The organism is Cupriavidus sp. 01L43 (assembly GCF_056399925.1).
In genome coordinates this window covers 99,076-120,875 of the sequence record NZ_JBFTSH010000009.1, presented here as the reverse complement: position 1 = coordinate 120,875, position 21,800 = coordinate 99,076, and the positions used below count along the sequence as shown (strand labels likewise).

23 protein-coding genes are annotated in these 21,800 nt (G+C 68.4%); 13 read left to right on the top strand and 10 right to left on the bottom strand.

Features of this window, described 5'->3' with window-relative positions; translation table 11 throughout:
- Positions 1-40 precede the first annotated feature (40 nt).
- Positions 41-652, top strand: a complete 612-nt coding sequence (locus AC1DP9_RS16720; protein ID WP_477107960.1) for a vWA domain-containing protein — start codon at positions 41-43, stop codon at positions 650-652.
- 146 nt (positions 653-798) lie between these two features.
- Positions 799-2,028, top strand: coding sequence for a methyl-accepting chemotaxis protein (locus AC1DP9_RS16715; protein ID WP_477107959.1), 1,230 nt, complete (start codon positions 799-801; stop codon positions 2,026-2,028).
- Between the two features lie 26 nt (positions 2,029-2,054).
- Here AC1DP9_RS16715 and AC1DP9_RS16710 read toward each other — a convergent pair whose 3' ends face one another.
- Positions 2,055-2,957: an alpha/beta hydrolase gene (locus AC1DP9_RS16710; RefSeq protein WP_441592891.1), complete on the bottom strand. Its 903-nt coding sequence runs from the start codon at positions 2,955-2,957 to the stop codon at positions 2,055-2,057.
- Between the two features lie 293 nt (positions 2,958-3,250).
- Between AC1DP9_RS16710 and AC1DP9_RS16705 the strand changes: the two genes are divergently transcribed.
- Positions 3,251-3,601, top strand: coding sequence for a hypothetical protein (locus AC1DP9_RS16705; protein ID WP_092297157.1), 351 nt, complete (start codon positions 3,251-3,253; stop codon positions 3,599-3,601).
- 137 nt (positions 3,602-3,738) lie between these two features.
- On the top strand, positions 3,739-4,341 hold the full coding sequence (locus AC1DP9_RS16700; RefSeq protein WP_477107958.1) for a TetR/AcrR family transcriptional regulator: 603 nt from the start codon (positions 3,739-3,741) through the stop codon (positions 4,339-4,341).
- 119 nt (positions 4,342-4,460) lie between these two features.
- On the opposite strand, the gene AC1DP9_RS16695 is transcribed toward AC1DP9_RS16700, so the two are convergent.
- The 5 genes from AC1DP9_RS16695 to AC1DP9_RS16675 form a co-directional block, all read right to left on the bottom strand.
- Positions 4,461-5,207, bottom strand: coding sequence for an alpha/beta fold hydrolase (locus AC1DP9_RS16695; protein ID WP_477107957.1), 747 nt, complete (start codon positions 5,205-5,207; stop codon positions 4,461-4,463).
- The gene (locus AC1DP9_RS16690; RefSeq protein ID WP_477107956.1) at positions 5,204-6,235 is read right to left on the bottom strand and encodes a M14 family zinc carboxypeptidase; all 1,032 of its coding nucleotides are present in this window, start codon (positions 6,233-6,235) and stop codon (positions 5,204-5,206) included. Before AC1DP9_RS16690 ends, AC1DP9_RS16695 begins: the two co-directional genes overlap by 4 nt.
- Positions 6,236-6,299: 64 nt before the next feature.
- Positions 6,300-7,214: a LysR substrate-binding domain-containing protein gene (locus AC1DP9_RS16685; protein WP_092297168.1), complete on the bottom strand. Its 915-nt coding sequence runs from the start codon at positions 7,212-7,214 to the stop codon at positions 6,300-6,302.
- Positions 7,215-7,327: 113 nt separating this feature from the next.
- Positions 7,328-9,478 carry a phosphocholine-specific phospholipase C gene (locus AC1DP9_RS16680; protein WP_477107955.1) on the bottom strand — a complete coding sequence of 717 codons (2,151 nt, stop codon included), beginning with the start codon at positions 9,476-9,478 and terminating at the stop codon, positions 7,328-7,330.
- Positions 9,479-9,531: 53 nt separating this feature from the next.
- Entirely contained in the window at positions 9,532-9,747 is a 216-nt protein-coding gene (locus tag AC1DP9_RS16675; RefSeq protein WP_255370894.1) for a hypothetical protein, read from the bottom strand.
- 451 nt (positions 9,748-10,198) lie between these two features.
- Here AC1DP9_RS16675 and AC1DP9_RS16670 point away from each other — a divergent pair, with 451 nt between their 5' ends.
- Positions 10,199-10,684 (top strand): hypothetical protein, encoded by a 486-nt coding sequence (locus AC1DP9_RS16670; protein WP_092297174.1) that lies wholly within the window; start codon positions 10,199-10,201, stop codon positions 10,682-10,684.
- 9 nt (positions 10,685-10,693) lie between these two features.
- Here the strand turns inward: AC1DP9_RS16670 and AC1DP9_RS16665 are convergent, their stop codons facing one another.
- A complete protein-coding gene (locus AC1DP9_RS16665) occupies positions 10,694-11,842 on the bottom strand; it encodes a DSD1 family PLP-dependent enzyme (protein ID WP_477107954.1) in 1,149 nt (382 codons plus the stop codon).
- 106 nt (positions 11,843-11,948) lie between these two features.
- On the opposite strand from AC1DP9_RS16665, the gene AC1DP9_RS16660 reads away from it, so the two are divergent.
- The 4 genes from AC1DP9_RS16660 to AC1DP9_RS16645 all read left to right on the top strand — a co-directional run bounded on the left by AC1DP9_RS16660 (position 11,949) and on the right by AC1DP9_RS16645 (position 15,897).
- Complete coding sequence (locus AC1DP9_RS16660; protein WP_477107953.1) at positions 11,949-13,301, top strand: tetratricopeptide repeat protein; 1,353 nt, start codon at positions 11,949-11,951, stop codon at positions 13,299-13,301.
- Between the two features lie 43 nt (positions 13,302-13,344).
- A complete protein-coding gene (locus AC1DP9_RS16655; RefSeq protein WP_441592897.1) occupies positions 13,345-13,716 on the top strand; it encodes a DUF6152 family protein in 372 nt (123 codons plus the stop codon).
- 6 nt (positions 13,717-13,722) lie between these two features.
- Positions 13,723-14,229, top strand: a complete 507-nt coding sequence (locus tag AC1DP9_RS16650; protein WP_441592898.1) for a DUF6644 family protein — start codon at positions 13,723-13,725, stop codon at positions 14,227-14,229.
- A gap of 120 nt (positions 14,230-14,349) precedes the next feature.
- A complete protein-coding gene (locus tag AC1DP9_RS16645) occupies positions 14,350-15,897 on the top strand; it encodes a methyl-accepting chemotaxis protein (RefSeq protein ID WP_477107952.1) in 1,548 nt (515 codons plus the stop codon).
- A 21-nt stretch (positions 15,898-15,918) separates the two neighbouring features.
- On the opposite strand, the gene AC1DP9_RS16640 is transcribed toward AC1DP9_RS16645, so the two are convergent.
- Both AC1DP9_RS16640 and AC1DP9_RS16635 read right to left on the bottom strand, forming a co-directional pair.
- The gene (locus AC1DP9_RS16640; protein WP_092297192.1) at positions 15,919-16,512 is read right to left on the bottom strand and encodes a 2-hydroxychromene-2-carboxylate isomerase; all 594 of its coding nucleotides are present in this window, start codon (positions 16,510-16,512) and stop codon (positions 15,919-15,921) included.
- 51 nt (positions 16,513-16,563) lie between these two features.
- Complete coding sequence (locus tag AC1DP9_RS16635; RefSeq protein ID WP_441592899.1) at positions 16,564-17,292, bottom strand: SDR family oxidoreductase; 729 nt, start codon at positions 17,290-17,292, stop codon at positions 16,564-16,566.
- A 133-nt stretch (positions 17,293-17,425) separates the two neighbouring features.
- Between AC1DP9_RS16635 and AC1DP9_RS16630 the strand changes: the two genes are divergently transcribed.
- From AC1DP9_RS16630 to alaC, 4 genes are all read left to right on the top strand, one after another.
- Entirely contained in the window at positions 17,426-18,115 is a 690-nt protein-coding gene (locus AC1DP9_RS16630) for a PadR family transcriptional regulator (protein WP_092297198.1), read from the top strand.
- Positions 18,116-18,135: 20 nt separating this feature from the next.
- Positions 18,136-18,948, top strand: coding sequence for a siderophore-interacting protein (locus tag AC1DP9_RS16625; RefSeq protein ID WP_477107951.1), 813 nt, complete (start codon positions 18,136-18,138; stop codon positions 18,946-18,948).
- A gap of 69 nt (positions 18,949-19,017) precedes the next feature.
- Positions 19,018-19,407 (top strand): hypothetical protein, encoded by a 390-nt coding sequence (locus AC1DP9_RS16620; protein ID WP_092297204.1) that lies wholly within the window; start codon positions 19,018-19,020, stop codon positions 19,405-19,407.
- Positions 19,408-19,524: 117 nt separating this feature from the next.
- On the top strand, positions 19,525-20,739 hold the full coding sequence (gene alaC, locus AC1DP9_RS16615; RefSeq protein WP_477107950.1) for an alanine transaminase: 1,215 nt from the start codon (positions 19,525-19,527) through the stop codon (positions 20,737-20,739).
- 9 nt (positions 20,740-20,748) lie between these two features.
- Here the strand turns inward: alaC and AC1DP9_RS16610 are convergent, their stop codons facing one another.
- A complete protein-coding gene (locus AC1DP9_RS16610; protein WP_441592900.1) occupies positions 20,749-21,717 on the bottom strand; it encodes a Bug family tripartite tricarboxylate transporter substrate binding protein in 969 nt (322 codons plus the stop codon).
- Positions 21,718-21,800: the final 83 nt, after the last annotated feature.

The following is a 21,800-nucleotide window of genomic DNA, read 5'->3' as shown; positions in this document are numbered from 1 at the left end:
GGTCCGGCAAGGCGGCAACCGGTGGCAGACTCTGCGTCCGATGCCACGTCCCGCCACACCGGGCGCGGGCGTGCCCGGGGCGCGCATCCACTGGCCGCGCACGCTGGCGGCCAAGCGGCAGGCGCGGCTGGCCGCCGAGCACCTGCGGCACCGGCGTGCCGACGCGCGCGCCGGCGTGCTGCATTGCGTGGCGCTCGACTGTTCCGGCTCGATGACGCAGGGCGAGCAGCTCGCGCTGGCCAAGGGCGTGCTCGTGCGGCTGCTGGAGCGCGCCTACCAGTCCCGCGCGGACGTGGCGCTGGTCAGCTTTGCCGGCCAGCAGGCCGAAGTCCGGCTCGCGCCGTCGCGCGCACGGTACTGGAACGCCGACTGGATCCGCCCGATTGCCGGCGGCGGCGGCACCCCGCTGGCGCTGGGCGTGGCGCGCGCCGGCCAGTTGCTCGAGGCGCAGGCCCGCCACCGGCCGATGCAGCGGCGCTGGCTCTGGCTGCTGACCGATGGGCGCAGCGGTGAACTGCCGCCCCGGCCCGCCTGGGCCGATCACGTAGTGGTCGTCGATGTGGAGCGACGCGCCGTGGCGCTCGGCCGCTGCCGCGCGCTGGCCACGGCGTGGGACGCCGACTACCGCGACGCCGCCGCATTGATCGACTAAGTTCGACTAAAAGCCACCCTTGCGCCACATCCCCCTTCCGTGGGGCATGCCCGGCCTAAAGTCCCGGACCCGACTGACCGTTAGCCCATCGATAGCCCCGACACGCAACGACGAACAGCGGGGCACTACGAGGAGCGGACGGCATCATGGCTTGGGACAACTTGAGTATGCGCACGCGGCTGGGCGCGGCGTTTGGCGTGGTCGTGCTGTTGGTGGCGGTCATGATGACACTGGCGCTCGGGCGCATTGGCGAGCTGGAGCAGCGCGCGGCGGCCGCGCCGGACAAGCCCGCCGCCACGGCTCAGGCTGTGCCCCCGAACGAGGACAACACCCGCACCTGGATCTGGGGCCTGGGCGGCGCCGTGCTGCTGGCTAGCGTGGTGTGCTGGTTCCGCCTGACGCGCGCCATCGAGATCCCGCTCAAGGAGGCCGAGTTCATCGCCGAAACCGTGGCGGCGGGCGACCTCAGCAAGGAATTCGAGACCGAGCGGGGCGGCGATTTCGGGCGCCTGCTGGGCGGGCTGGGCGAGATGGAGGACATGCTGACGGACCTGGTCACGCGCATCAAGGCGTCCAGCGATTCGATCTCGTCGGCGTCGCACCAGATTGCCGCTGGCAATACCGATCTGTCCCAGCGTACCGAGGAACAGGCCGCCACGCTTGAGGAAACGGCGTCGAGCATGAGCGAGCTGACCGCCATGGTGAAGCAGAACACCGAGCGCGCACGCACGGCCAACGGGCTGGCGGCGTCCGCGTCGGGCGTGGCCGAGCGCGGCGGCGCCATCGTCGGCAATGTCGTGGAGACCATGCAGGCCATCAGCGCCAGCTCCCGCAAGGTGACGGACATCATCGCCGTGATCGAGGGCATCGCCTTCCAGACCAATATCCTGGCGCTGAACGCCGCCGTGGAAGCGGCACGCGCGGGTGAGCAGGGACGCGGCTTCGCCGTGGTGGCGGGCGAGGTGCGCACGCTGGCCCAGCGCAGCGCGGCGGCGGCCAAGGAAATCAACGTGCTGATCAACGATTCGGCGCGGCAGGTGGAGTCGGGCTCGTCGCTGGTGGGGCAGGCCGGTCAGACCATGGCGGAAATCGTCCAGTCGGTGCGGCATGTGACCCAGATCCTGGGCGAGATCGCCGAGGCGTCCGAGCACCAGAGCGGCGGCATCGAGCAGGTCAACGAGGCCGTGGCGCAGATGGACGAGGTGACGCAACAGAACGCCGCGCTGGTGGAAGAGGCCGCCGCGGCGTCTGCGGCGCTGGCCGAGCAGGCCCAACAACTCCAGCATGTGGTGGGCGAGTTCAAGCTCGACGACGAGCCGGTCCGGCCGGCGGCACGCCAGGTGCTGGGCGTCCAGGCCAGGCTGGCGCGCGCCTGACTTTACTCATATCTGATACCTAATATCTAAGGGGCGATGTCCGGCGCGGCGGCGACGCCCAGGTCGCCGCTCTGGAGATAGGCGATCACCGGCGCCCAGAACGCCTGCGCGTGCGCAGGTTCGATGGCGGCGTTGTGGGGCAGGTCCTCGAAGATCTCGAGCCGGCTCGGCGCGCGCGCCATCCGCGCCAGATATTCGCCATGGCTGAACGGGATGGTCTGGTCCTGCCGGCTGTGGATCAGCAGCAGCGGCATGCGCAGCTTGCGGATGCGCGCGGCGTTGTTCCACGGCTCCGGCAGCATCCACGCCAGCCACGCGGGCACCCGCCCCGTGACCACCGCCGCCGCACGCGCGGAGCGGAAACCGGCGCCAATCACGGCGCCGTCCGGGCTGGGCCGCAGCCGGCCAATCACATCGAGCAGAATCCCACTTCCCAGCGAATAGCCCATCACGTGGCGCCGCGCCGCATCGGGCGTGGCGGCGATGAACTGGAGGTAGCCGGCCAGCGCGTCCTGACGCAGGTTGCGCACCGAGGGCCGCCCGGTACTCGCGCCATAGCCGCTGTAATCGAACACGAAGGAGCCGATGCCGGCCGCGTGGAGCATGGCCTGGACCGGCGCCCAGTCGGTCAGGGATTCGGAATCGCCGTGAAACACGCACAGCGCCGGGCCGCTCGGATCGGGCGCGGCGACGAACGAGGCGTGCAGCGAGCGATCCCCGCTGGCGAAGGTGTACTGGCGGGACGGCACGCCGAGGTGGTCTGGGGTGACATCCCCGATCGGGATGGTGACGAAAGCGTCACGTTCCATCATCCGGAAGACCAGCCAGCGGCCTAGACTTGCGGCCACTGCGACGCCAGCCACGCCGGCAACCCAGCGTTTCAGGGGACGGGAGCCAGCAGCGGGCGGGGTGGGCAGCGGGGCAGACATGGCGGGCCGGGGCGCGGGGGATGTGATAAGCCTAGCACCCGATGGGCCGGGGCGCCGGCCGCAAGAGAGACAGGCTATCGGCCTCATAAATAAGTTTTCGGCGCGATCCCCAGATTCGCCTTGCTTGTCTATCTACCAGTAGATATTATCCAACCCATGGACTCGCCGCACAAACCAAGCGGTGGTCTGAGCAAGACCTCGAACGGGGCCTTCCAGAGCCAAAATATCTATCTAGTGGTAGATAGCATCGGAAGGTAGCCCCGGCAAACGCAGCCAATACAAGGAGCTTCACCATGAACGCCAAGACCATCCTCAGTGCCGCCGCTCTCGCCGCCGCCTTCGTCACGGGCGCTGCCCAGGCCGCTCCCGCCAGCAACCAGACCGGTGAAGCCTACGGTTACGGCTACCGCGTGAACGACGCACGCAGCCCGTACAGCGACGGTGCCCGCGACGTACATCGCCCCCGCAACCCGTTCGTGGACGGCGCCCGCGTGAATGATCAGCGCAGCCCGTTCTCCGATGGCGCCCGCGCCGGCAAGTTCGACCCGTACACCGACGGCACCCACACCGTGGCCGGCCGCGACCGCACCGGCGTCTCCGCCGAACCGGGCCGCGCGGATGATTCGGCTGTCGAAACCGCTTAAACCATTTCTACCATCGCCCGCCGCGGATCGCGGCAAGCGGTACCGGCCGGCGCCCCAAAAGGGTGCCGGCCTTCCTGACGTTGACATCGGGGTAATCCCGGTTGAGTATCTATCTGCGTGTAGATAAACTTTGCCCCATGAAAACCCAACCCGTCCGTGAGCAGCTGCTCGAACACACGCTGGTACTGATTCGCCGCCGTGGTTTCAATGGCTTCAGTTACCGCGATCTGGCCGAGCTGGTGGGGGTCAAGACCTCCAGCATCCACTATTACTTTCCGTCGAAGGACGACCTCGTCCTGGAAGCGGTGAAGGAATACAGCGCGCGCATCGTCGAGCGCCTGCGCAATATCGACCCCGCGCTGCCGGTGCTGGAACAGGCCCGCCAGTACCTGGAGCCGCTGCGCGCCACGTGCGGATCTGACCAGATCTGCCTGGCCGGCATGCTCTCCACCGAGGTGCTGTCCCTGCCCGAGCCCGTGCACAAGGTGCTCAAGGATTTCTATCACATCAACGAGGCCTGGCTCGCCAAGCTGCTCGAACGTGGCCAGGAGCAGCGCGAGACCTTGTACCCCGTGCCGCCCGAAATGCTCGCGCAAGTACTGTATGGCGCGCTCCAAAGCGGCCTGATCGCCGCGCGCCTGTTCGGCACCCAGGAGCGCCTGGAAGCCGCCGCGGAAACCCTGCTCGGCGCCCTGTGCAACAAACGCGCCGCCGCACTGCTGGGCAAGACCTGCGCCTGACGTAGACGCTGCATAAAAAACCGCCGGATGGCCGCAAGGCCTCCGGCGGTTTTTGTTTCTCGAACTGGGAATTGCACCCGAACAGGCAACGCGCCTCGACGCCGTGTCCCGGCAGCAGATCAAAGAGGACCGTTCTTCTCGACCATCGCGCACAACCACCCCCCATCGTCATGCGGCAGGTCATGTCCCGCCCACGGGTGGCGGAGGTGCTGCGCCTGCCAGGCCGCCGCGATGCGGGTCGAGCAGATCGGGTTGACCAGACGGTCGGCGTCCGAGGAGAGGATCAGCGTGGGGCAGGGCGGGGCGGAGGGGGCGGCCCGGTAGCGGGCGGCTGCCAGCAGTTGGCGGAGGGCCGCCGAGCGGGTGACCGGGGCGGATTGGCCGATGGTGACCCACGTCGCCAGGTCGGCGTCGCGGGTGTCCATCCGTTCGCAGGTCAGCCGGTGGACCGTGCGCTCGCAGCGGGCGCGGTCGTGCCAGTGGTTGGCCATGCCGATGAGCGCGGCCCAGTTCTGGGGGCGCAGGCGCTGCGGCATGGTGCTGAAGGGGCGCATGCTGGTGTTGATCAGCACCAGTCCGGCCACTTCCCCGGGATAGCGCTGGGCCCATTCGGTGGCGACCATGGCGCCGAGCGACATCGCCAGGATGCGGCATGGCGCGGCCACCCCGTCGGCGCGGGCCGTGGCGCGTACGGCTTCCATGATGCCGCGCACGTCGACGGGCACCATCGCGTGGCGGGCGGTGCCGTTGCCGGGCAGGTCGATCAGGGACGGGTGGCCCAGGCCGCGAGCGGTCCATAGCGCCGGCAGGTCGCCCCAGTGCCGCGATTCGCGGGTGAGGCCGCGCAGGAAGATCCACGGGTTCATGGTGCCGGTTTCCGGTCTTGCCAGTGCGCGCTTGCCTGCGCCAGCAACTGCTGTCGATGGTCGCCCTGGGGCAGCCATCGCTCCGGGGCGAAGGCGGTGCGCCCGAGGAAATCGAACAGGCTCACATGCCGGCGCAGCACGCGCGCCGTGCGGTGGGCCTTGATCGGATTGAAAATGCCCGCGCGCGAGAAAAGCTGGCGGGGATTCTTCTTGATCCACAGCCACGAGCCCAGCTCCAGCGTCATCGGCAGGAATAACGTGCCCGCCGGCGCGCGGTCGTAGGCGTAGTCCCACAGGTCGCCGTGCAGCAGGTACTGGTGGCTCTGCGGCTCGAAGGCGTAGCCGTGGTGCGGGTGGGCCTGCTCGAACATGGTCTTGAGCAGGTACATCTCGGGCAGGTGCGCCATCGGCGCGTGGGTGCGCGCGTAGGGGAACCAGATGCTGTCGCGCCAGCCATAGCCGGAATGGCAATCGACCGCGAAACTGAGGGGCCGGCCCAGCAGTTCTTCCTCCACCACGCGCAGCAGCGCGGCGGCCTCGGGCTCCATCGGCGCACCGGCGCGGCCGCGATACCACGGCAGCCACGCGCCGAGGCGCTGCCCGCCGGCGAGGAAGGGCACGCGCGCATCGGCGTTCTGCGGCGCGTTGCGCATCAGGTCCACACCCCGGGGATTGGCGCGCGTGGCCGCGTACATGCCGCCCGGGTTGACGATCGGCATGAAGACCAGCTTCACGGCCTGTAGCTCGCGGTGGAGCAGTTCGTCCCATTGCAGGCGGCACAGCAGCGAGCGCATGTAGTCCAGCACCAGTTGGGTGCCGATGCGCTCGAGCCCGTGAATGCCGCCGAAGATGCCGATGGCCGGCGCGTCGGGCGCGTCCGTGCCCAGCGCCGCCACGTGGACGCCGAACGAGCGGTCGTCCATGGCTACCTGGCACGCCACGCGCGACCGGAACCACGGGGCGCCCAATTCCAGCAGCGTCAGCAGCTGGTCGTACTCGGGAAAGCTGGGGCGGCCCGGGTCGGTCATCGGCGGAGGGGGTCCTTGGGGGCGGTGCGGTGGGGGCGTGAGGCTCAGGTCAACTCAGGTCAACTCAGTTCAATATAGGTGCAGGTTGCAGAACCTCGCAATGCCGTTGCGCCGCGCTGCCCGGCAGGACCAGGCAGTCCAGCAGCGCGCGCACCAGCCGTGTCCCGCTGCGAATCTTGAGGCTGTAGAGATATTCGTGGATGACCGGCGCCTGGCTGGCGAAGGGCACCACGCAGAGCGCGGGGTCGCGCGGGACCTCGCCCACGGGCATCACGCTGGCACCGAGGTTGTGCCGGATCGCCTCGCAGATGGCTTCGCGGCTGCCGATCACGGTATGGGGCGGGAGGTCGATGCCCACCGCGCCCAGCGCGGCCTCGGTGGCCTCGCGGGTCATCGACCCTTGTTCGCGCACGATCAGGTGGCAGGTGGCCAGTTCGGCCACCTCCACGCGCGGACGGCGCGCCAGCGGGTGGAGCGGATGGGCGACCAGCACCATCGGGTCGGCGGCGAGCATGACGCGGGAGAGCCGGTCGTCGTCCACCGCGTGCGACGACACCGCGGCATCGATCCGGTATTCGAACAGCGCGTCGAGCATCTGCCGGGAATTGCCGATCTCGATGCTGATCGCCACGGCCGGGTAGCGCTCCCGGAACGCGGCCACGCTGCGCAGGATGTAATAGGGGCCGGTCGCGCCAATCCGCAGGCTGCCGAGCCGCAGGTTGCCGGCGTTGCGGAGCAGGAAATCGGCCTCGCCCTCCTGCTGCATCATCTGCTCGGCCAGCGGCATGAGGGCCACGCCGACGTCGCTGAGGTCGAGCCGGCTGGCGCGGCGGTGGAACAGTTCCACGCCGTAGAGCACTTCCAGCTGGCGGATGCGGCCGGTGACGGTGGGCTGGCTGAGGCGCAGCTGCCGGGCCGCGCTCGTGATGCTGCCTTGTCGCGCCACTTCATAGAACGTCATCAGCAGATCGCCAAGCATGGGGCTCCCATCGAGTTCAGGACGAACCCGCGAGCCTAGCCCGGCAATGTGACAGTGGTGGGTACGACGGCGCCCCCCTCCCCGCAGGGAGAGGGGGAACGCCGGGCGCGGGTTTAGCTCCCCATCGCCGGATCGGACACCGTGTGGGTGCCGTTCTCCAGGCGGCCGGCAAAGCGGCGCGAGAAGCCGCCCTGCTGGGTGGTCACCGTGAAGTCATACCAGTTGCCCTGCGACTTCACCGGGAAGGGCTGGTCGAGTTCCTTGCCGGCGGGCAGCTCGAAGGTCCACGGGCCGTCCGTGCGGTAGGCGTTGGGCACCACCGTGAACGTGCAGGCCGTCGTGCCGCGGTTGATCAGCGTCAGCCAGACCTTGGGCTCGTCGGATTCCTCGTAGCACACGCGGATCTCCGGCGCGGCGCCGCCGCCGGCTTCCTTCTGGGCGCTCACGTCGCCGATAAAGGCGCGATGGTAGCCATTCGGGCCCAGTACCCACAGGTCATAGCGGCCGCTGTCGGTGGCGTAGACATCCCAGGTGGCGTCGATGCCCTTGCCCGCCTCCACCGCATAGCGGCGCGGCACGCTGCCCAGGTGCAGGCGATCGTACACATGGAACACTGCGGCCTGCGTGCCGTCATTGCGGAACTTGAGGACCATGGCGCGGTTGACCGGATCTTCCAGCCCGCTGGTGTGCAGCGTGTACGGCAGCGCGCGCGAGGGCCGCGTGCCGCTGGCCTGCGTCGGCATGGTCTGCGCCGCCACGGTCGGGGTGGGAATCTGCGCCAGCGCTTCCTGCTGGGTGCGCTGGGCGTCCGCGCCGGTCTTGTCGAGGCCCGTGAAGGAGATCGACGTGGTGCCGTTCGGGTTGATGAAGTCGAACGCAGTCATCATGTCGCCCATCACCGCGCGGCGATAGGGGCTGATGTTGGTCTCCTGCACGCCGAATCGCTGTTCGAGGAAGCGCAGCACCGAGGTGTGGTCGAACGCCTGCGAGTTGACCCAGCCGCCACGGCTCCACGGCGACACCACGTACATCGGCACGCGCGGACCGGGGCCGAACGGGGTCTTGTCCACGCTGTAGTACTCGGTGGCGGCGTCCATCGTGGTAGCGCCGACGGGCTTGCCCGCCGCATCCAGCGCCGGCGCGCAGGGCGGCGGCACGTGGTCGAAGAAACCGTCGTTTTCGTCGAAATTGATCAGCAGGACGGTCTTGCTCCAGATGTCCGGGTTGGCCGTCAGCGCGTTGAGCACCTCCTGGGTGTACCAGGCGCCCTGCACCGGGCTCGACGGCCCCGGGTGCTCCGAGTACGTGGCCGGTGCCACGATCCACGATACCTGCGGCAGCGTGCCGGCGGCGATGTCGTCGCGCAGCGCCTGCAGGAAGCCGCCGTCCGGCATGGTGTTGGCGATGCCTTTGAACAGCGGGTTCACGGTGTCGTTGGCCGCCGTGTAGGCCGGGTAGGGCGCACCGTTGGCCGCGTTGCCGAGCGCGGCGTTGGCGGCGCGGTACTGGGCGAAGCCGGCCAGCGGGTTGTCGGTGAAGTTGTCCGGCATGTTCTGGTAGACCTTCCAGGTCACGCCGGCGGTCTGCAGGCGTTCCGGGTAGGTCGTCCAGGTGTAGTTGATGCCGGTGGCGTCGAGCGAGTCGCCGCTGTTGTCGATCACCGGGCCGCCCTTCTGGCCGAACGGGTCGTTGGTGCCGGTCCAGTGGAACAGGCGGTTGGTGTTGGTGCCGCCGTGGAAGCTGCAGTGGTAGGCATCGCACAGCGTGAAGGCGTCGGCCAGCGCGAACTGGAATTCCACCTCCTTCTGCTTGTAGTAACCCATCGACTGGCGCTGCTTGGAGGTCGGCCAGGCGCTCATGCGGCCCAGGTCCCAGGCGGCCTGGCCGTCCGGCTGGCTGTGCGGGGTGCCGCTCACGCGCTGGGCGTTGCCGGCGGTGCTGTCCAGGTGGTACGGCAGCACCACGCGGTTGGTGTTGCCGTTGGCGTAGGTCTGCTGGAAGACGTTGCGGCCGCCCGGCAGCGGGATCGGGAAGCGGTCACCGAAGCCCCGCACGCCCTTGAAGGTGCCGAAGTAGTTGTCGAACGAGCGGTTTTCCTGCATCAGGATCACCACGTACTGCACGTCCTGGATCGACTTGTTGACGTTGTTGGCCGGAATGGCCAGTGCGCGGCGAATAGCCGGCGGAAACGCGGCGAGCGCGGCGGTTGCGGCGGCACTGCCGCCTGCCATCTTGAGAAAATTGCGTCGGCTGCTGGAGTTCATGTCGAGTTCTGCCCTGAGCGGTTCTGGATTCGAGGAGGTGGGATCGCGGCGCTTCAGGGCGCGCACTTCATCTGGGGCTTGACCGTGGGCTCGCCCGGCTGGGTCGGGGTGCCGCCGCCCGGTTGTCCGGGGGTGGGCGGGGTGTCGTCGCCGCCACAGGCGGTCAGCGCCGCGCAGAGCAGCAGGGCGGCGGCCAGCCCGGCCAGGGGGCGCGGGGCTTTGGGTGGCCGCACGTGGGCAAGGCGTGCAAGGGTGCGGATGTCGTGCATGGTCTGGATTCTCTTGCGGTGGGGAGGGACGGGGGCCTTCAAGCGCCCTATGCGTTGCTCGCGTCGTTCGCGTGGCTCGCGATGCGCTTCGCAGCGTACGGTCCCGCCTTGTCCCGGCGGTGACATATGCCCCAAGAATCCTGATACGGACATTCGCGGATTTGGCCCCAAAGGGCGCCTGACGCACATTTGACGGCGTCAGTTGCTGCGTCGCACCAAGTCCTGTGCTATGGTGTTTGGAAGGTTTCCTCCAATTTGCCCCCGAATCCCGTTTACCTGTCAGACTGCCGGACTCGGGAAGATCCTTGCCCAGACCGGGCTGCAGGACCGGCACATTGGATAGCCCCCCACAAACGCATTTTTGTTGCACTTGCAACGTGGCATGACCTTGCTTGTTAGCAAGGCTTTCCGCCCCCATTCTGCAATGCGGAAGGGCTTGCAGGAGCGGTACATGAACACCGAATCACGTTACGTCTGGCATTACACCGTGGGTACGCCACTGGCCGCAATTGCGCGGTCGGGACGGCTGCGGCCCGCAATGGCCCACGGCCGTCCCGCGCGTCCGGGCGAGCACGACATCCTCTGGTTTTCGCGCAATCAGCAATGGGATCCATCCGCCACCCAGGACGATGGCCTGAGCGAGGCGCGTCACGCGCTCTCGCGGGCTGCCCTGCATGCGCGCTTTGGGCTCTACCGGTTTGGCATCGCCGCCAACGACTCGCGCCTGCTGCCGTGGCCGACGGTCACGCGCGTGGCCGATATCGAGGTGCCCGATGCCATGGCGATGGTCGCCGCCGGCCTGCGCTGCGGCGCCGCGCCCACCGACTGGATCGGCACGCTGACCGAGATTCCGCTGTCCGAACTGCGCTTCGAGGCGTGGACCGGCCGCGAATGGACCACGGCCGATCTCAACGAGCTGGCCGCACAGCTCGCCTAGCTCACCCCGTCAGCGGCTGAAGCCGCGCGCGGCCACCGGCCACACCGCTTCCACCACGCCGCCGCGCACCGTCACCAGTGCATCGTAGAGATTGAGGGTCGGGTCGCAATGACCCGGCACCAGCAGCACGCGGCTGCCCAGCGCCGGCAGGGCGGCGACGTTGCCCGCCTGGCGGGGTTTGACGATGCCATGCTCGTCGTTCGCCGCCACGTACTCCAGCGCCTCGGACGCCGCGCCATCGGCCCAGATCCACGGCAACCCCGAATCCACCGCCATCGACTTCAGCCCCGCATCGAGGATGACGCGGTCGCCGGCGGCCACGCTCATCACCGTCGTGGCGATAAACAGGCTGTGTTCGAAGCGCAGCGCACCGGGATAGGCGTTGCTGCCGTAGTCGGCATCCATGAACACGTACGAGCCCGGCTGGATCTCGGTGTAGACGCCGCTGCCGAGGTCGAACTCCACGCTGCCGCTGCCGCCCCCCGTTACCACCTCGCACTGCACGCCCGCTGCCGCCAGCTTCGCCAGCACGGCGCCGGTGCGTTCGGCAGCTTGCGCGGCGGCGTCGCGGCGGGCCGCCCAGTCGCGCAGATGCTGGATACCGCCGTGGTACGCCTGCAAACCGCGCAGGGACAGGCGGGGCTGGGCGGCGATTCTTTCCGCCAGCGCGATGGCCGCCGGGGCATCGGCCACGCCGCAGCGGCCCTGGCCGACATCGATCTCGATGAAGACATCCAGGTGTGTGCCGGCGGCTTCTGTGGCTACCGCCAGGGCGTCAATTTGTGATGCATCGTCTACACACACGCTGAGGCGCGCATGGCGGGCCAACTCGGCCAGCAGCGCCGCCTTGGCCGGCGACGCAATCTCGTTACTGATATGGATGTCCGTCACGCCGGCCGCCACGAAGGGCACGGCCTCGCTGACCTTCTGGCAGCAGATGCCCACCGCGCCGCGCGCGATCTGCGCCAGCGCAATCTCGGGGCACTTGTGCGCCTTGGCGTGCGGGCGCAGCTTCACGCCGGCGCGGTCGGCGGCGTCCTGCATCCGCGCCACGTTGCGCGTGAAGGGGTCGAGGTCGACGATCAGGGACGGTGTGTCGATGGCATCGACGGACTGGCCAGGGGTGGCGGCGGGCGGCAAATCGAAAGGCAGGGGCATGAGCAGCGAAGATGTGATGAATGGGGCCGGAGCGGAAGCGTAGCACGCGCGATTCCACTACGATGAGGAAGTCCGCGCCGATGCGGACCCAAACCGGGAGGGCGCCATGGCACATGATGCAAGAGGCCTGGAGGTCACATCTGATCATCCCGAAGCGCTCGCGCACTACGAGACCGGGCTGGCGCTTCTGCATGGCTTCTACGGCGATCCACTCGCGGCGGTCGATGCCGCCCTGGCCGAACACCCTGACTTCGCCATGGGCCACGCGCTGCGCGCCGCGCTGATGGTGACCTCGGGCGACGGCACCGCCGTGCCGCTGCTGCGCGAGAGCGTGGAGGCTGGCGAGGCATTGGGCGACCGCGCCAACCCGCGCGAGCGCCGCCATCTGGCCGCCGCGCGCGCCTGGCTGGATGGGCGGTTCGCCGAGTCGGTGCAGGCCTACGGCGACATCGCCATCGACTATCCGCGCGACATCCTCGCCGTGCAGGTGGCTCATCTGGGCGATTTCCTGCTCGGCCAGTCGTCGATGCTGCGCGACCGCATCGCGCAGGTGCTGCCCCATTGGGATAAGGATGTGCCCGGCTACGGCTACCTGCTCGGCATGCATGCCTTCGGGCTCGAGGAATCCAATCGCTATGAAGACGCCGAGGCGCGTGGCCGCGAGGCGGTGGCGCTGAACCCGCGCGATCCGTGGGCGATCCACGCCGTGGCGCATGTGATGGAGATGCAGGGCCGGCTGGACGATGGCGCGGCCTGGCTGCACACGCGCGTATCGGACTGGTCCGAAGACAACATGCTGGCGGTACATAACTGGTGGCATCTGGCCCTGTTCCTGCTCGAGCAGGAGCGCTACGACGAAGTACTGGCGCTCTACGACGCCCACCTCAACCGGCCCGCGCCGGCCATTGCGCTCGATCTGGTCGATGGTGCCGCGCTGCTGTGGCGCCTGCACCTGCGCGGTGTGGACGCGGGCGCGCGCTGGGCCGCGCTGGCCGACGACTGGTACACGCGCGGCGACGCCGGCTACTACGCCTTCAACGATGTGCACGCCATCATGGCGTGCCTGGGCGCGGGCCGCGAAGACGCCGTGGCCGAGATCCGCGCGGCCATGGCGGGCGCGGCGATCGGGCAGGGCACCAATGCGATGATGTCGCGCGACGTGGGCCTGCCCGTGGCCGACGCGATGATCGCCTTCGCGCGCGGCGACTATGCCGCCACGGTGATGCTGCTGATGCCGGTGCGCATTCTCACCCATCGCTTCGGCGGCAGCCATGCCCAGCGCGACGTCTTCGCGCTGACCCTGATCGAAGCGGCCCTGCGCGGCCGCCACGCCAACCTCGCCGCCGCGCTGGTGGCCGAGCGTGCCGCGCTGAAGCCGATGAACCCGAGCCTCGCCGCGCTGGCCGGCCGCGCACGGCGGACGTCGCAGGCGCAGGCAGCCAGTTCGACGCTGCACTGATCCATCCACCCTGTATCTACCCGTAGTCACCCTGGAGGTCACCATGCATCTACCGACGTTCCGCTCGAAGCCCCTGCGCCTCGCCGCCGTCCTGCTCGCGATGGCCAGCCTGCCGGCCATCGCCCATCATGGCTGGTCCACCTATGACCAGACCAAGCCGCTGACCGTGACCGGCAAGGTGGTGGAGAGCCACTACGAGAACCCGCACGCCACGATCCGCGTGGATGCGGAGGGCAAGCGCTGGTTCGCCGTGCTGGCACCGGTGTCGCGCATGGAGTCGCGGGGCGCCACGCAGGAGAAGGTGGCCGTGGGCAAGCAGGTGACCATGGTCGGCTACCAGAGCAAGGAAAAGGCCGACGAGATGCGCGTGGAGCGCATCACGCTCGACGGCGGCCAGACCGTGGAACTGCGCTGAGTGACGATGGAGGCACTTGGCGAGTGGGGCGCCACGCTCGCCGCGTGGCCGCTCTCGGTGGCGCTGCGGGCGTCGTCCTGGGCGTATCCGATCATCGAGATCGTGCATCTGGCCGGCATGGCGCTGCTGTTCGGCTCCATCGTCGTGGTGGACCTGCGGCTGGCCGGGCTGGGGCGCCAGTTGCCGGTCACCACGCTGCTGCGCCATGCGCTGCCGGCCTCGGTGGCGGGCTTTCTCGCCGTGGTGGCCAGCGGGGCGCTGCTGTTCCTGGCGCATGCCGATGAACTGATCGTCAATCGCGCCTTCCTGATCAAGATCGTGCTGATCGGGCTCGGGCTGGCCAACGCGCTCTGGTTCCATCAGGGGCCTTACCGGCAGTTGCATGCCGCGCCCGCCGGCGCGAGTTGGGACATCGGCCGGCCGCCGCCCACGGGCGCGCGCGCCTGTGCCATGGTGTCGCTGCTGACCTGGGGGCTGGTGATCTGCGCGGGCCGGCTGATCGCCTACGTCTGAGCGGTTTGCAACCTCGCAATTTGATGTAACGCAAATGGCGTGCAGGCGTCGCTCAAGGTTTAAGGGGGTGGGTCGTTAAGCCTGATCGGTACTCCATCGATCCAACGAACAACCTGCCCCATGAATAACCTCAGTATTCGCCATGGCCTGCTGGCCACCCTGGTGGTCTTCGGACTGATGATCCTGTTTGGCGCCGCGCTGGGCGTGACCGAGCTACGTGCAGCAAGCGGCGCTTCCGAGCGCATTCACGTGGTGGCCACGCGCGCGCTGCTGATCAACGACGCCTATAAGGACATGACGCGCGCGCGCTCGGCCCTGACCCGCGCGTACAGCTCCGCCAAGGAGTCCGGCGCGGTGAACGCCGACGCCATCGCCAGCGCCGAGAAGTCGATGCGCAAGTCCGCCGATGAGCTGAACGCCTTCGAGAAGGCCGCGCCCATCGAGGGCCTGGAAGCCGGCGCGCGCGACGAGATCATCGGCGCCGGCCGTGCCCATATGGATGCCGTCCAGCGCGCGCTCGAGGCGCTGCGCAACAATGATCCGGCGGCCTACGCGGCGATCAACGACAAGGACATCACCGCTTCCGGCGGGAAGTACTCGGCCGGCGTGGAGCGCTTCCAGAAATTCGCCGAACAGCATAACGACGAGGCCGTGGCTACGGGCCGCAGCCGCTTCCAGCGCGTGCTGGTGCTGGTGGGGATTGGCCTGGTGGCGTCGGTGCTGCTGATCGTGGCGGTGCACGTAGCGCTGCGCCGGCTGGTGGTGGCGCCGCTCAACGCCGCCTGCCAACTGATCATGCGCGTGGCCGATGGCGACCTGACCATGACCGTGCCGCCGGCTGGCCGCAACGAGATTGGGCAACTGCTGGACGCGCTCGCCCGCATGCGTGCCGGCCTGACCGAGACCGTGCGCAAGGTGCGCGCGGGTTCCGATGCCGTGACCACCGGCGCGCGCGAGATCGCGGCGGGAAATACCGAACTGTCCTCGCGCACCGAGGAACAGTCGTCGGCGCTGGAGCAGACCGCCGCCAGCATGGAGGAACTGACCTCCACCGTGGGCAATAACGCCGAGAGCGCCACCCGGGCCAGCGCGCTGGCGCGCGACGCGGCGGACCTCGCCCAGCGCGGCGGCGACGTGGTGCGCGGCGTGGTGCAGACCATGAGCGACATCAACACGAGTTCGCAGAAGATCGTCGACATCATCGGCGTGATCGACGGCATTGCCTTCCAGACCAACATCCTCGCGCTCAACGCCGCCGTGGAAGCGGCGCGCGCGGGCGAGCAGGGCCGGGGCTTTGCCGTGGTGGCGGGCGAGGTGCGCGCGCTGGCGCAGCGCAGCGCCGGCGCCGCCAAGGAAATCAAGGCGCTGATCGATTCGTCGGTGGAACGCGTGGACGCCGGCAGCACCCAGGTGGAGCAGGCCGGCGACACCATCGGCGAGATCGTCGGCGCGGTGCAGCGGCTGGCGGCCACCGTCAACGAGATCTCGGCGGCGTCGCAGGAGCAGTCCAGCGGCATCACGCAGGTCAGCGAGGCGGTGTCCCAGATGGAGCAGGTCAACCAGCAGAACGCCGCGCTCGTGGAGCAGGCCGCCGCGGCGGCCGACTCGCTCGAAGCGCAGGCCAACCAGCTGGCGGCGGCCGTGACGGTGTTCCGTCTGGCGGCTTGAAACTGTATTAATTAGCAGGCATTACGCCGCCAGCCGTTCTTCCACGAACAGCAGGCGGTCGTTGCCCCAGAACAGCTCCCCATCGACGATAAAGCTGGGCGCGCCGAAGATGCCGCGCGCCACGGCTTCCTCCGTCACCCGCTTGAGTTCGGCCTTGACCTCGGGGTCATCGAGCATGGCCAGGGCCTGCCGGGGATCCATCCCTGCATCGACCAGCACTTTTCCGATCTCCTGCGGATCGTTGAGGTTGCGGCCGTCCTCCCACATCGCACGGAAGATCGCGTCCACGTAGCGCGCGAAGGCGTCCGGGCCCTGGCGCTGGTAGCCGATGGCGCCGCGCATCAGCGCCAGCGTGTTGATCGGGAAATGGGGGTTGTGGCGGAACGGCACGTCGTAGCGGCGCGCCCAGTGCTCGGTGTCCGTCTTCGACCATTGCGACTTGAGCGGGATGTCGGCCGGGCTGTGGTTGCCGGTGGCCTTGAACACGCCGCCCAGCAGCATCGGCCGCCAGACGATGGTGGCACCGGTGCGGGCCGCCACGCGCGGCAGTTCCTTGTACGCCAGGTAGGAATAGGGGCTACCGAAGTCGAAGAAGAACTCCACCTGCTTGGTCATCGCATGTCTCCGTTGTAGTTTGTGACGGTTGTCCGGGGCGGCGGGGTGGGGCTACCAGTGCTCGATCCACGGGCGGATGTCCAGCTCGTGGGTCCAGGCATCGCGCGGCTGCTGGTGCAGCATCCAGTAGGTATCGGCGATGTGGTCGGGATTGACGATGCCGTCGCGCGCCTTGGCCGCGTAGCGGTCTGGAAAGGTCTCGCGGATAAAGGCGGTGTCGATGGCGGCATCGACGATCAGGTGCGCCACGTGAATGCCCTGCGGCCCCAGTTCGCGTGCCATGCTCTGCGCCAGCGCCCGCAACGCGTGCTTGGCGCCGGCGAACGCGGACATGCCGTCGCGCCCGCGCACGCTGGCCGTGGCGCCGGTGAAGAAGATCGAGCCCCGCTGGCGCGGCAGCATCGCCCGCGCGGCCTCGCGGCCCATCAGGAAGCCGCCGAAGCAGGCCATCTCCCACACCTTGAAGTAGACGCGCGAGGTGGTCTCCAGGATCGGGAAGTTGACGTTGGCGCCGATGTTGAACACGGCCACTTCCAGCGGGGCGATGTCGCGCTCGATGCGTTCGATCAGCGCCACGGTGTCTTCTTCCTTGCGGGCGTCGCAGCCGAATGCGTGGGCCTCGCCGCCTTCGGCGCGGATCTGGTCCACCAGTGGCGCGAGCTTGTCCGCGCTGCGCCGGGTCACGCAGGCGATATAGCCCTCGCGCGCAAAGCGGCGGGCAATGGCCCCCCCTGTGGCGTCTCCGGCACCGACTACCAGGATGGCTTTCTTGTCAGGCATCGCGTCTCCTCCGTGGTTTGCGTCGCATTGTGACAGCAAAGGCAGAATCGCTTTGGGCTTGACTTTATATCGTACGATATATATCTTATGATACGTCGTACGATAGATTCGTACCCAGGCAACGGAGTGCAGCATGCGACATCTCTTTGGATTTCCCTTCGGTTCTCCCTTCGGTGACCACCATCATCACCGCGCCCACGACGGCTGCGGCCACCGCTTCGGCAAGCACGCCATGTCCCGCCGGGGCGGCGGTTTCTGGTCGCAGGGCGGTGGCCCGGATTTTGAGGGCGGCGATGGCTTCGACGGCGATAGCTGGCGCCGGGGCCGCAAGTTCAGCGCGGAAGACCTGCAACTGCTGCTGCTGTCGCTGCTCGAGGAAAAGCCGTCGCACGGCTACGAGCTGATCAAGGCGCTGGAGGCGCGCACCGGGGGCTTCTACAAGCCGAGCCCGGGCGTGGTCTATCCCGCGCTGACCTTCCTCGAAGACCTCGGCTACGCCACGGTCATCACCGAAGGCAACAAGAAGCGCTATGAACTGGCCGATGCGGGCCGCGCCTATCTGGCCGAGAACCGCGAGCGGCTCGAGCACATGGTCGCCCGGCTGCGCCATGTGGCGCGCAAGATGGACTTCATGCGCCGCGCCATGAGCGGCGAGCCCCAGCGCGAGCCGGAGCAGGGCGGCTGGCTGCCCGAGTTCGTCGAGGCGCGCCTGCGCATCAAGCGCGCGCTGACCCAGCGCAGCGAGGCCTCCGCCGACGAACAGCGCCGCATCGCTGCCATCCTGGCCCGCGCCGCCGACGAGATCGAAGCCGGCCAGCCCTGAACCCTAATACAAGGTATTCCATGACGATTTCCCGTGACCTGACGGTCCAGCGCGTGCGCCATCCGCTCAAGATGCGCCTGCTCCAGGTGCTGCGCACCCAACTGCTGTCCCCGCAACTGCTGCGCGTGACGCTCGGTGGCGACGATCTGGCCGATTTCACCTCCAGCTCCTTCGACGACCATATCAAGGTGTTCTTCCCCGCGCCCGGCGCCGAGCGCCCGGTGCTGCCGGTGGTGGGCCCGGACGGCATCGTGTTCCCCGAAGGCCAGCCGCGCCCGCAGGCGCGCGACTATACGCCGCGCCGCTACGACCCCGTGGCGCGCGAGCTGGACATCGAATTCGTGCTCCATGGCGATGGCCCCGCTTCCACATGGGCGGCGCAGGCCCGGCCGGGGCAGTATCTGGGCGTGGGCGGCCCGCGCGGCTCGTTCGTGATTCCGACTGAATTCGACTGGCACCTGCTGATCGGCGATGACACGGCGCTGCCGGCCATCGCCCGCCGCGTGGAGGAACTGGGGCCCGATGCCCAGGTGATCGTGGTGGCCGAGGTGCCCAGCGCCACCGCGCAGATCCCGCTCGCCGTGGGGCCGCGCGCGCAGGTGCATTGGCTGCATCGGGAAGACCAGCCCGAAGGCAGCCTGCTCGCGCCGGCGCTGCAATCGGTGGACTTGCCGGATGGCGAGGGCTATGTCTGGGCGGCCGGCGAGGGCGCCGCGATGCGCGCCGTGCGCCAGCACCTGGTGGGCGAGCGCGGCGTGGACAAGGCCCGCATCCGCGCATCGGCCTACTGGAAGCGTGGCAACGCGGCGGTGCACGAGACGCTCGACGATTAAGCGGGTCGGGTTTGGCCGGGCGGCGTGCCTCGCCTACACTGGCGGCATGCCAACCGCCCGGGATGTGCCATGCCGCTGAAGCGCCCAACCTTGCTGTCGATTGCTGCTGTGGTGTCGATGACCGTTGCCGCCTGCGCCCCAGACGCCGTGCGCAATGTCGAAGCCAAGGGCTTCAACACCTATCTCGATACGGTCCAGAAGGCATGCGCCAACACCCGCCTCGGCTCGCACCCGCTGGGCGAGTGGCTGCGCAGCGGCGGCGACGACAGCGACAGCGACTACGTGTTCTGGCTCGACCAGACCTCGCGGCTCTACTACCAGCGCATCAGCGTGCCGCAGTACCGCAGTTCCATCGCCGGCGCCATGGGTGGCGACAAGGCCAACGCCGCCGCGCTCGACTGCATCGTCCGCCATCTCCCGGCGGACCGTCCCACCAAGGTGCCCGGCGGGCTGCTGTAGTAAAAAAGCCCGTTGTGCAAACGGGCAAGGCTGGATAAGATCGATTCCCGGTGGCCGAGACAACGGCCGCCGACGTCGCTCGGACGGTTCCGGGCGCTTACGTAAAGGACTCCCGCCATGACTGCCGATTCCGGCAAGCGCCGCTTTGCGCGCATCGATCGCCTTCCCCCGTACGTCTTCAACATCACCGCCGAGCTCAAGATGGCCGCCCGCCGCCGCGGCGAGGACATCGTCGACATGAGCATGGGCAACCCCGATGGCGCCACGCCGCCTCATATCGTGGCCAAGCTCGTGGATGCCGCGCAGCGGCCGGACACGCATGGCTATTCGGCCTCGAAGGGCATCCCCCGGCTGCGCCGCGCCATCTCGCACTGGTACCGCGAGCGCTATGACGTGGAGATCGATCCGGACAAGGAGGCGATCGTCACCATCGGCTCGAAGGAGGGCCTCGCCCACCTGATGCTGGCCACGCTGGACCGGGGCGACACCGTGCTGGTGCCGGACCCGAGCTACCCGATCCACATCTACGGCGCGGTGATCGCCGGCGCCGACATCCGCTCGGTGCCGCTGTCGCCGGGCATCGACTTCTTCGCCGAACTGGAACGCGCCATCCGGGGCAGTTATCCCAAGCCCAAGATGATCGTGCTGGGCTTCCCGTCGAACCCGACGGCGGCCTGCGTGGAGCTGGACTTCTTCGAGCGGGTGATCGCGCTGGCGCGCAAGCACGACATCTTCGTGGTCCACGACCTGGCCTACGCCGACATCGTGTTCGACGGCTGGAAGGCCCCGTCGATCATGCAGGTGCCGGGCGCCAAGGACATCGCGGTGGAGTTCTTCACGCTGTCCAAGAGCTACAACATGGCGGGATGGCGTATTGGCTTCATGGTCGGCAACCCGGACCTCGTGGCCGCCTTGACGCGCATCAAGAGCTACCACGACTACGGCACCTTCACGCCGCTCCAGGTGGCGGCAATTGCCGCGCTGGAGGGCGACCAGCAATGCGTGAAGGACATCGCCGCCCAATACCAGTCCCGCCGCGACGTGCTGGCCAAGGGCCTGATCGAAGCCGGCTGGCCGGTGGAGATCCCCAAGGCGTCGATGTACATCTGGGCCCGCATCCCCGAACCCTACCGCGCGCTGGGCTCCCTCGAGTTCGCCAAGCAACTGCTGGCAAAGGCCAAGGTATCGGTATCGCCGGGCATCGGCTTCGGCGACTACGGCGACGAATACGTGCGCTTCGCCCTGATCGAGAATGAATCCCGCATCCGCCAGGCGGTGAGGGGCATCAAGTCGATGTTCCGGGCGGATGGGTTGGTTGGGGCGGGGGGGTAGCCCCGCCAATCAATCGATCCGCGCCCCCGACTGGATCACCACGGGCTTCCACTGTTCGTATTCCGCCAGCACGAATTTGCCGAAGGCTTCCGGGGCCAGTTGCATGGCCTCGGCGCCTTGCTGGGACATCTTCGTGCGCACTTCCGGCTTGTTCAGTGCATCGTTGACCGCCTTGTTGAGCGTGGCGACGATGGCCTTCGGGGTGCCCTTGGGGGCGAACAGCCCGAACCACGCACCGGTGACCAGGTTCGGCACGCCGGCTTCGGCCATGGTCGGGATCTCCGGCAGGGCGGCGGAGCGCTTGCGCGAGGTCACCGCCAGCGGACGCAGCGCGCCGCCGCGGATGTGCGAGATCACCGACGGAATCGTCGCGAACATGAACTGCACGCGGCCGGCCAGCAGGTCGTTCAGGGCATCGGCGCCTTTGTAAGGCACGTGGGTGGTCTTCACGCCGGTGCGTTCGTTGAACAGCACGCCAGAGAGGTGCGCCGCCGTACCCACCCCCGTCGAACTGAAATTCAGGGTGTTGGGGTGGGCCTTGGCGTAGGCCACCAACTCCTGCACGGTCTTCACCGGCAGCGTGGGGCTGACCACGAGCACATTCGGCACGTCCGCGATGGGCGCCACGGCGGCGAGGTCGGTCTGCGGATTGACCTTGAGCTTGCTGTACAGCGTGGGATTGATCGCCACCGGGCCGACCGAGGTGGCCAGCAGCGTGTAGCCGTCCGGGTCGCTGCGGCCGACGTAGTCCGTGCCGATATTGCCGCCCGCGCCGGGCCGGTTCTCCACCACCACGCTCTGGCCGAGCGTCTGGCCAAGCTGCTGGGCGACTTCGCGCGCCAGGATGTCAGTGGTGCCGCCGGCGGTGAAGGCCACCACCATGCGTACCGGCTTGGACGGGTAGGGTTGCTGGGCGCCCGCCGTGGCGGCGCAGCACAGCAGCAGGCCGGCGGCCGTGCGCCGCAGGATCTTGTTCATGGCTGTCTCCGAATCGTGTCGTTATGTCAGCCATGTTAGGAAGCCGCCAGCCGCCAGCTTTGAAAAAAGAGCAACGCAGCGTT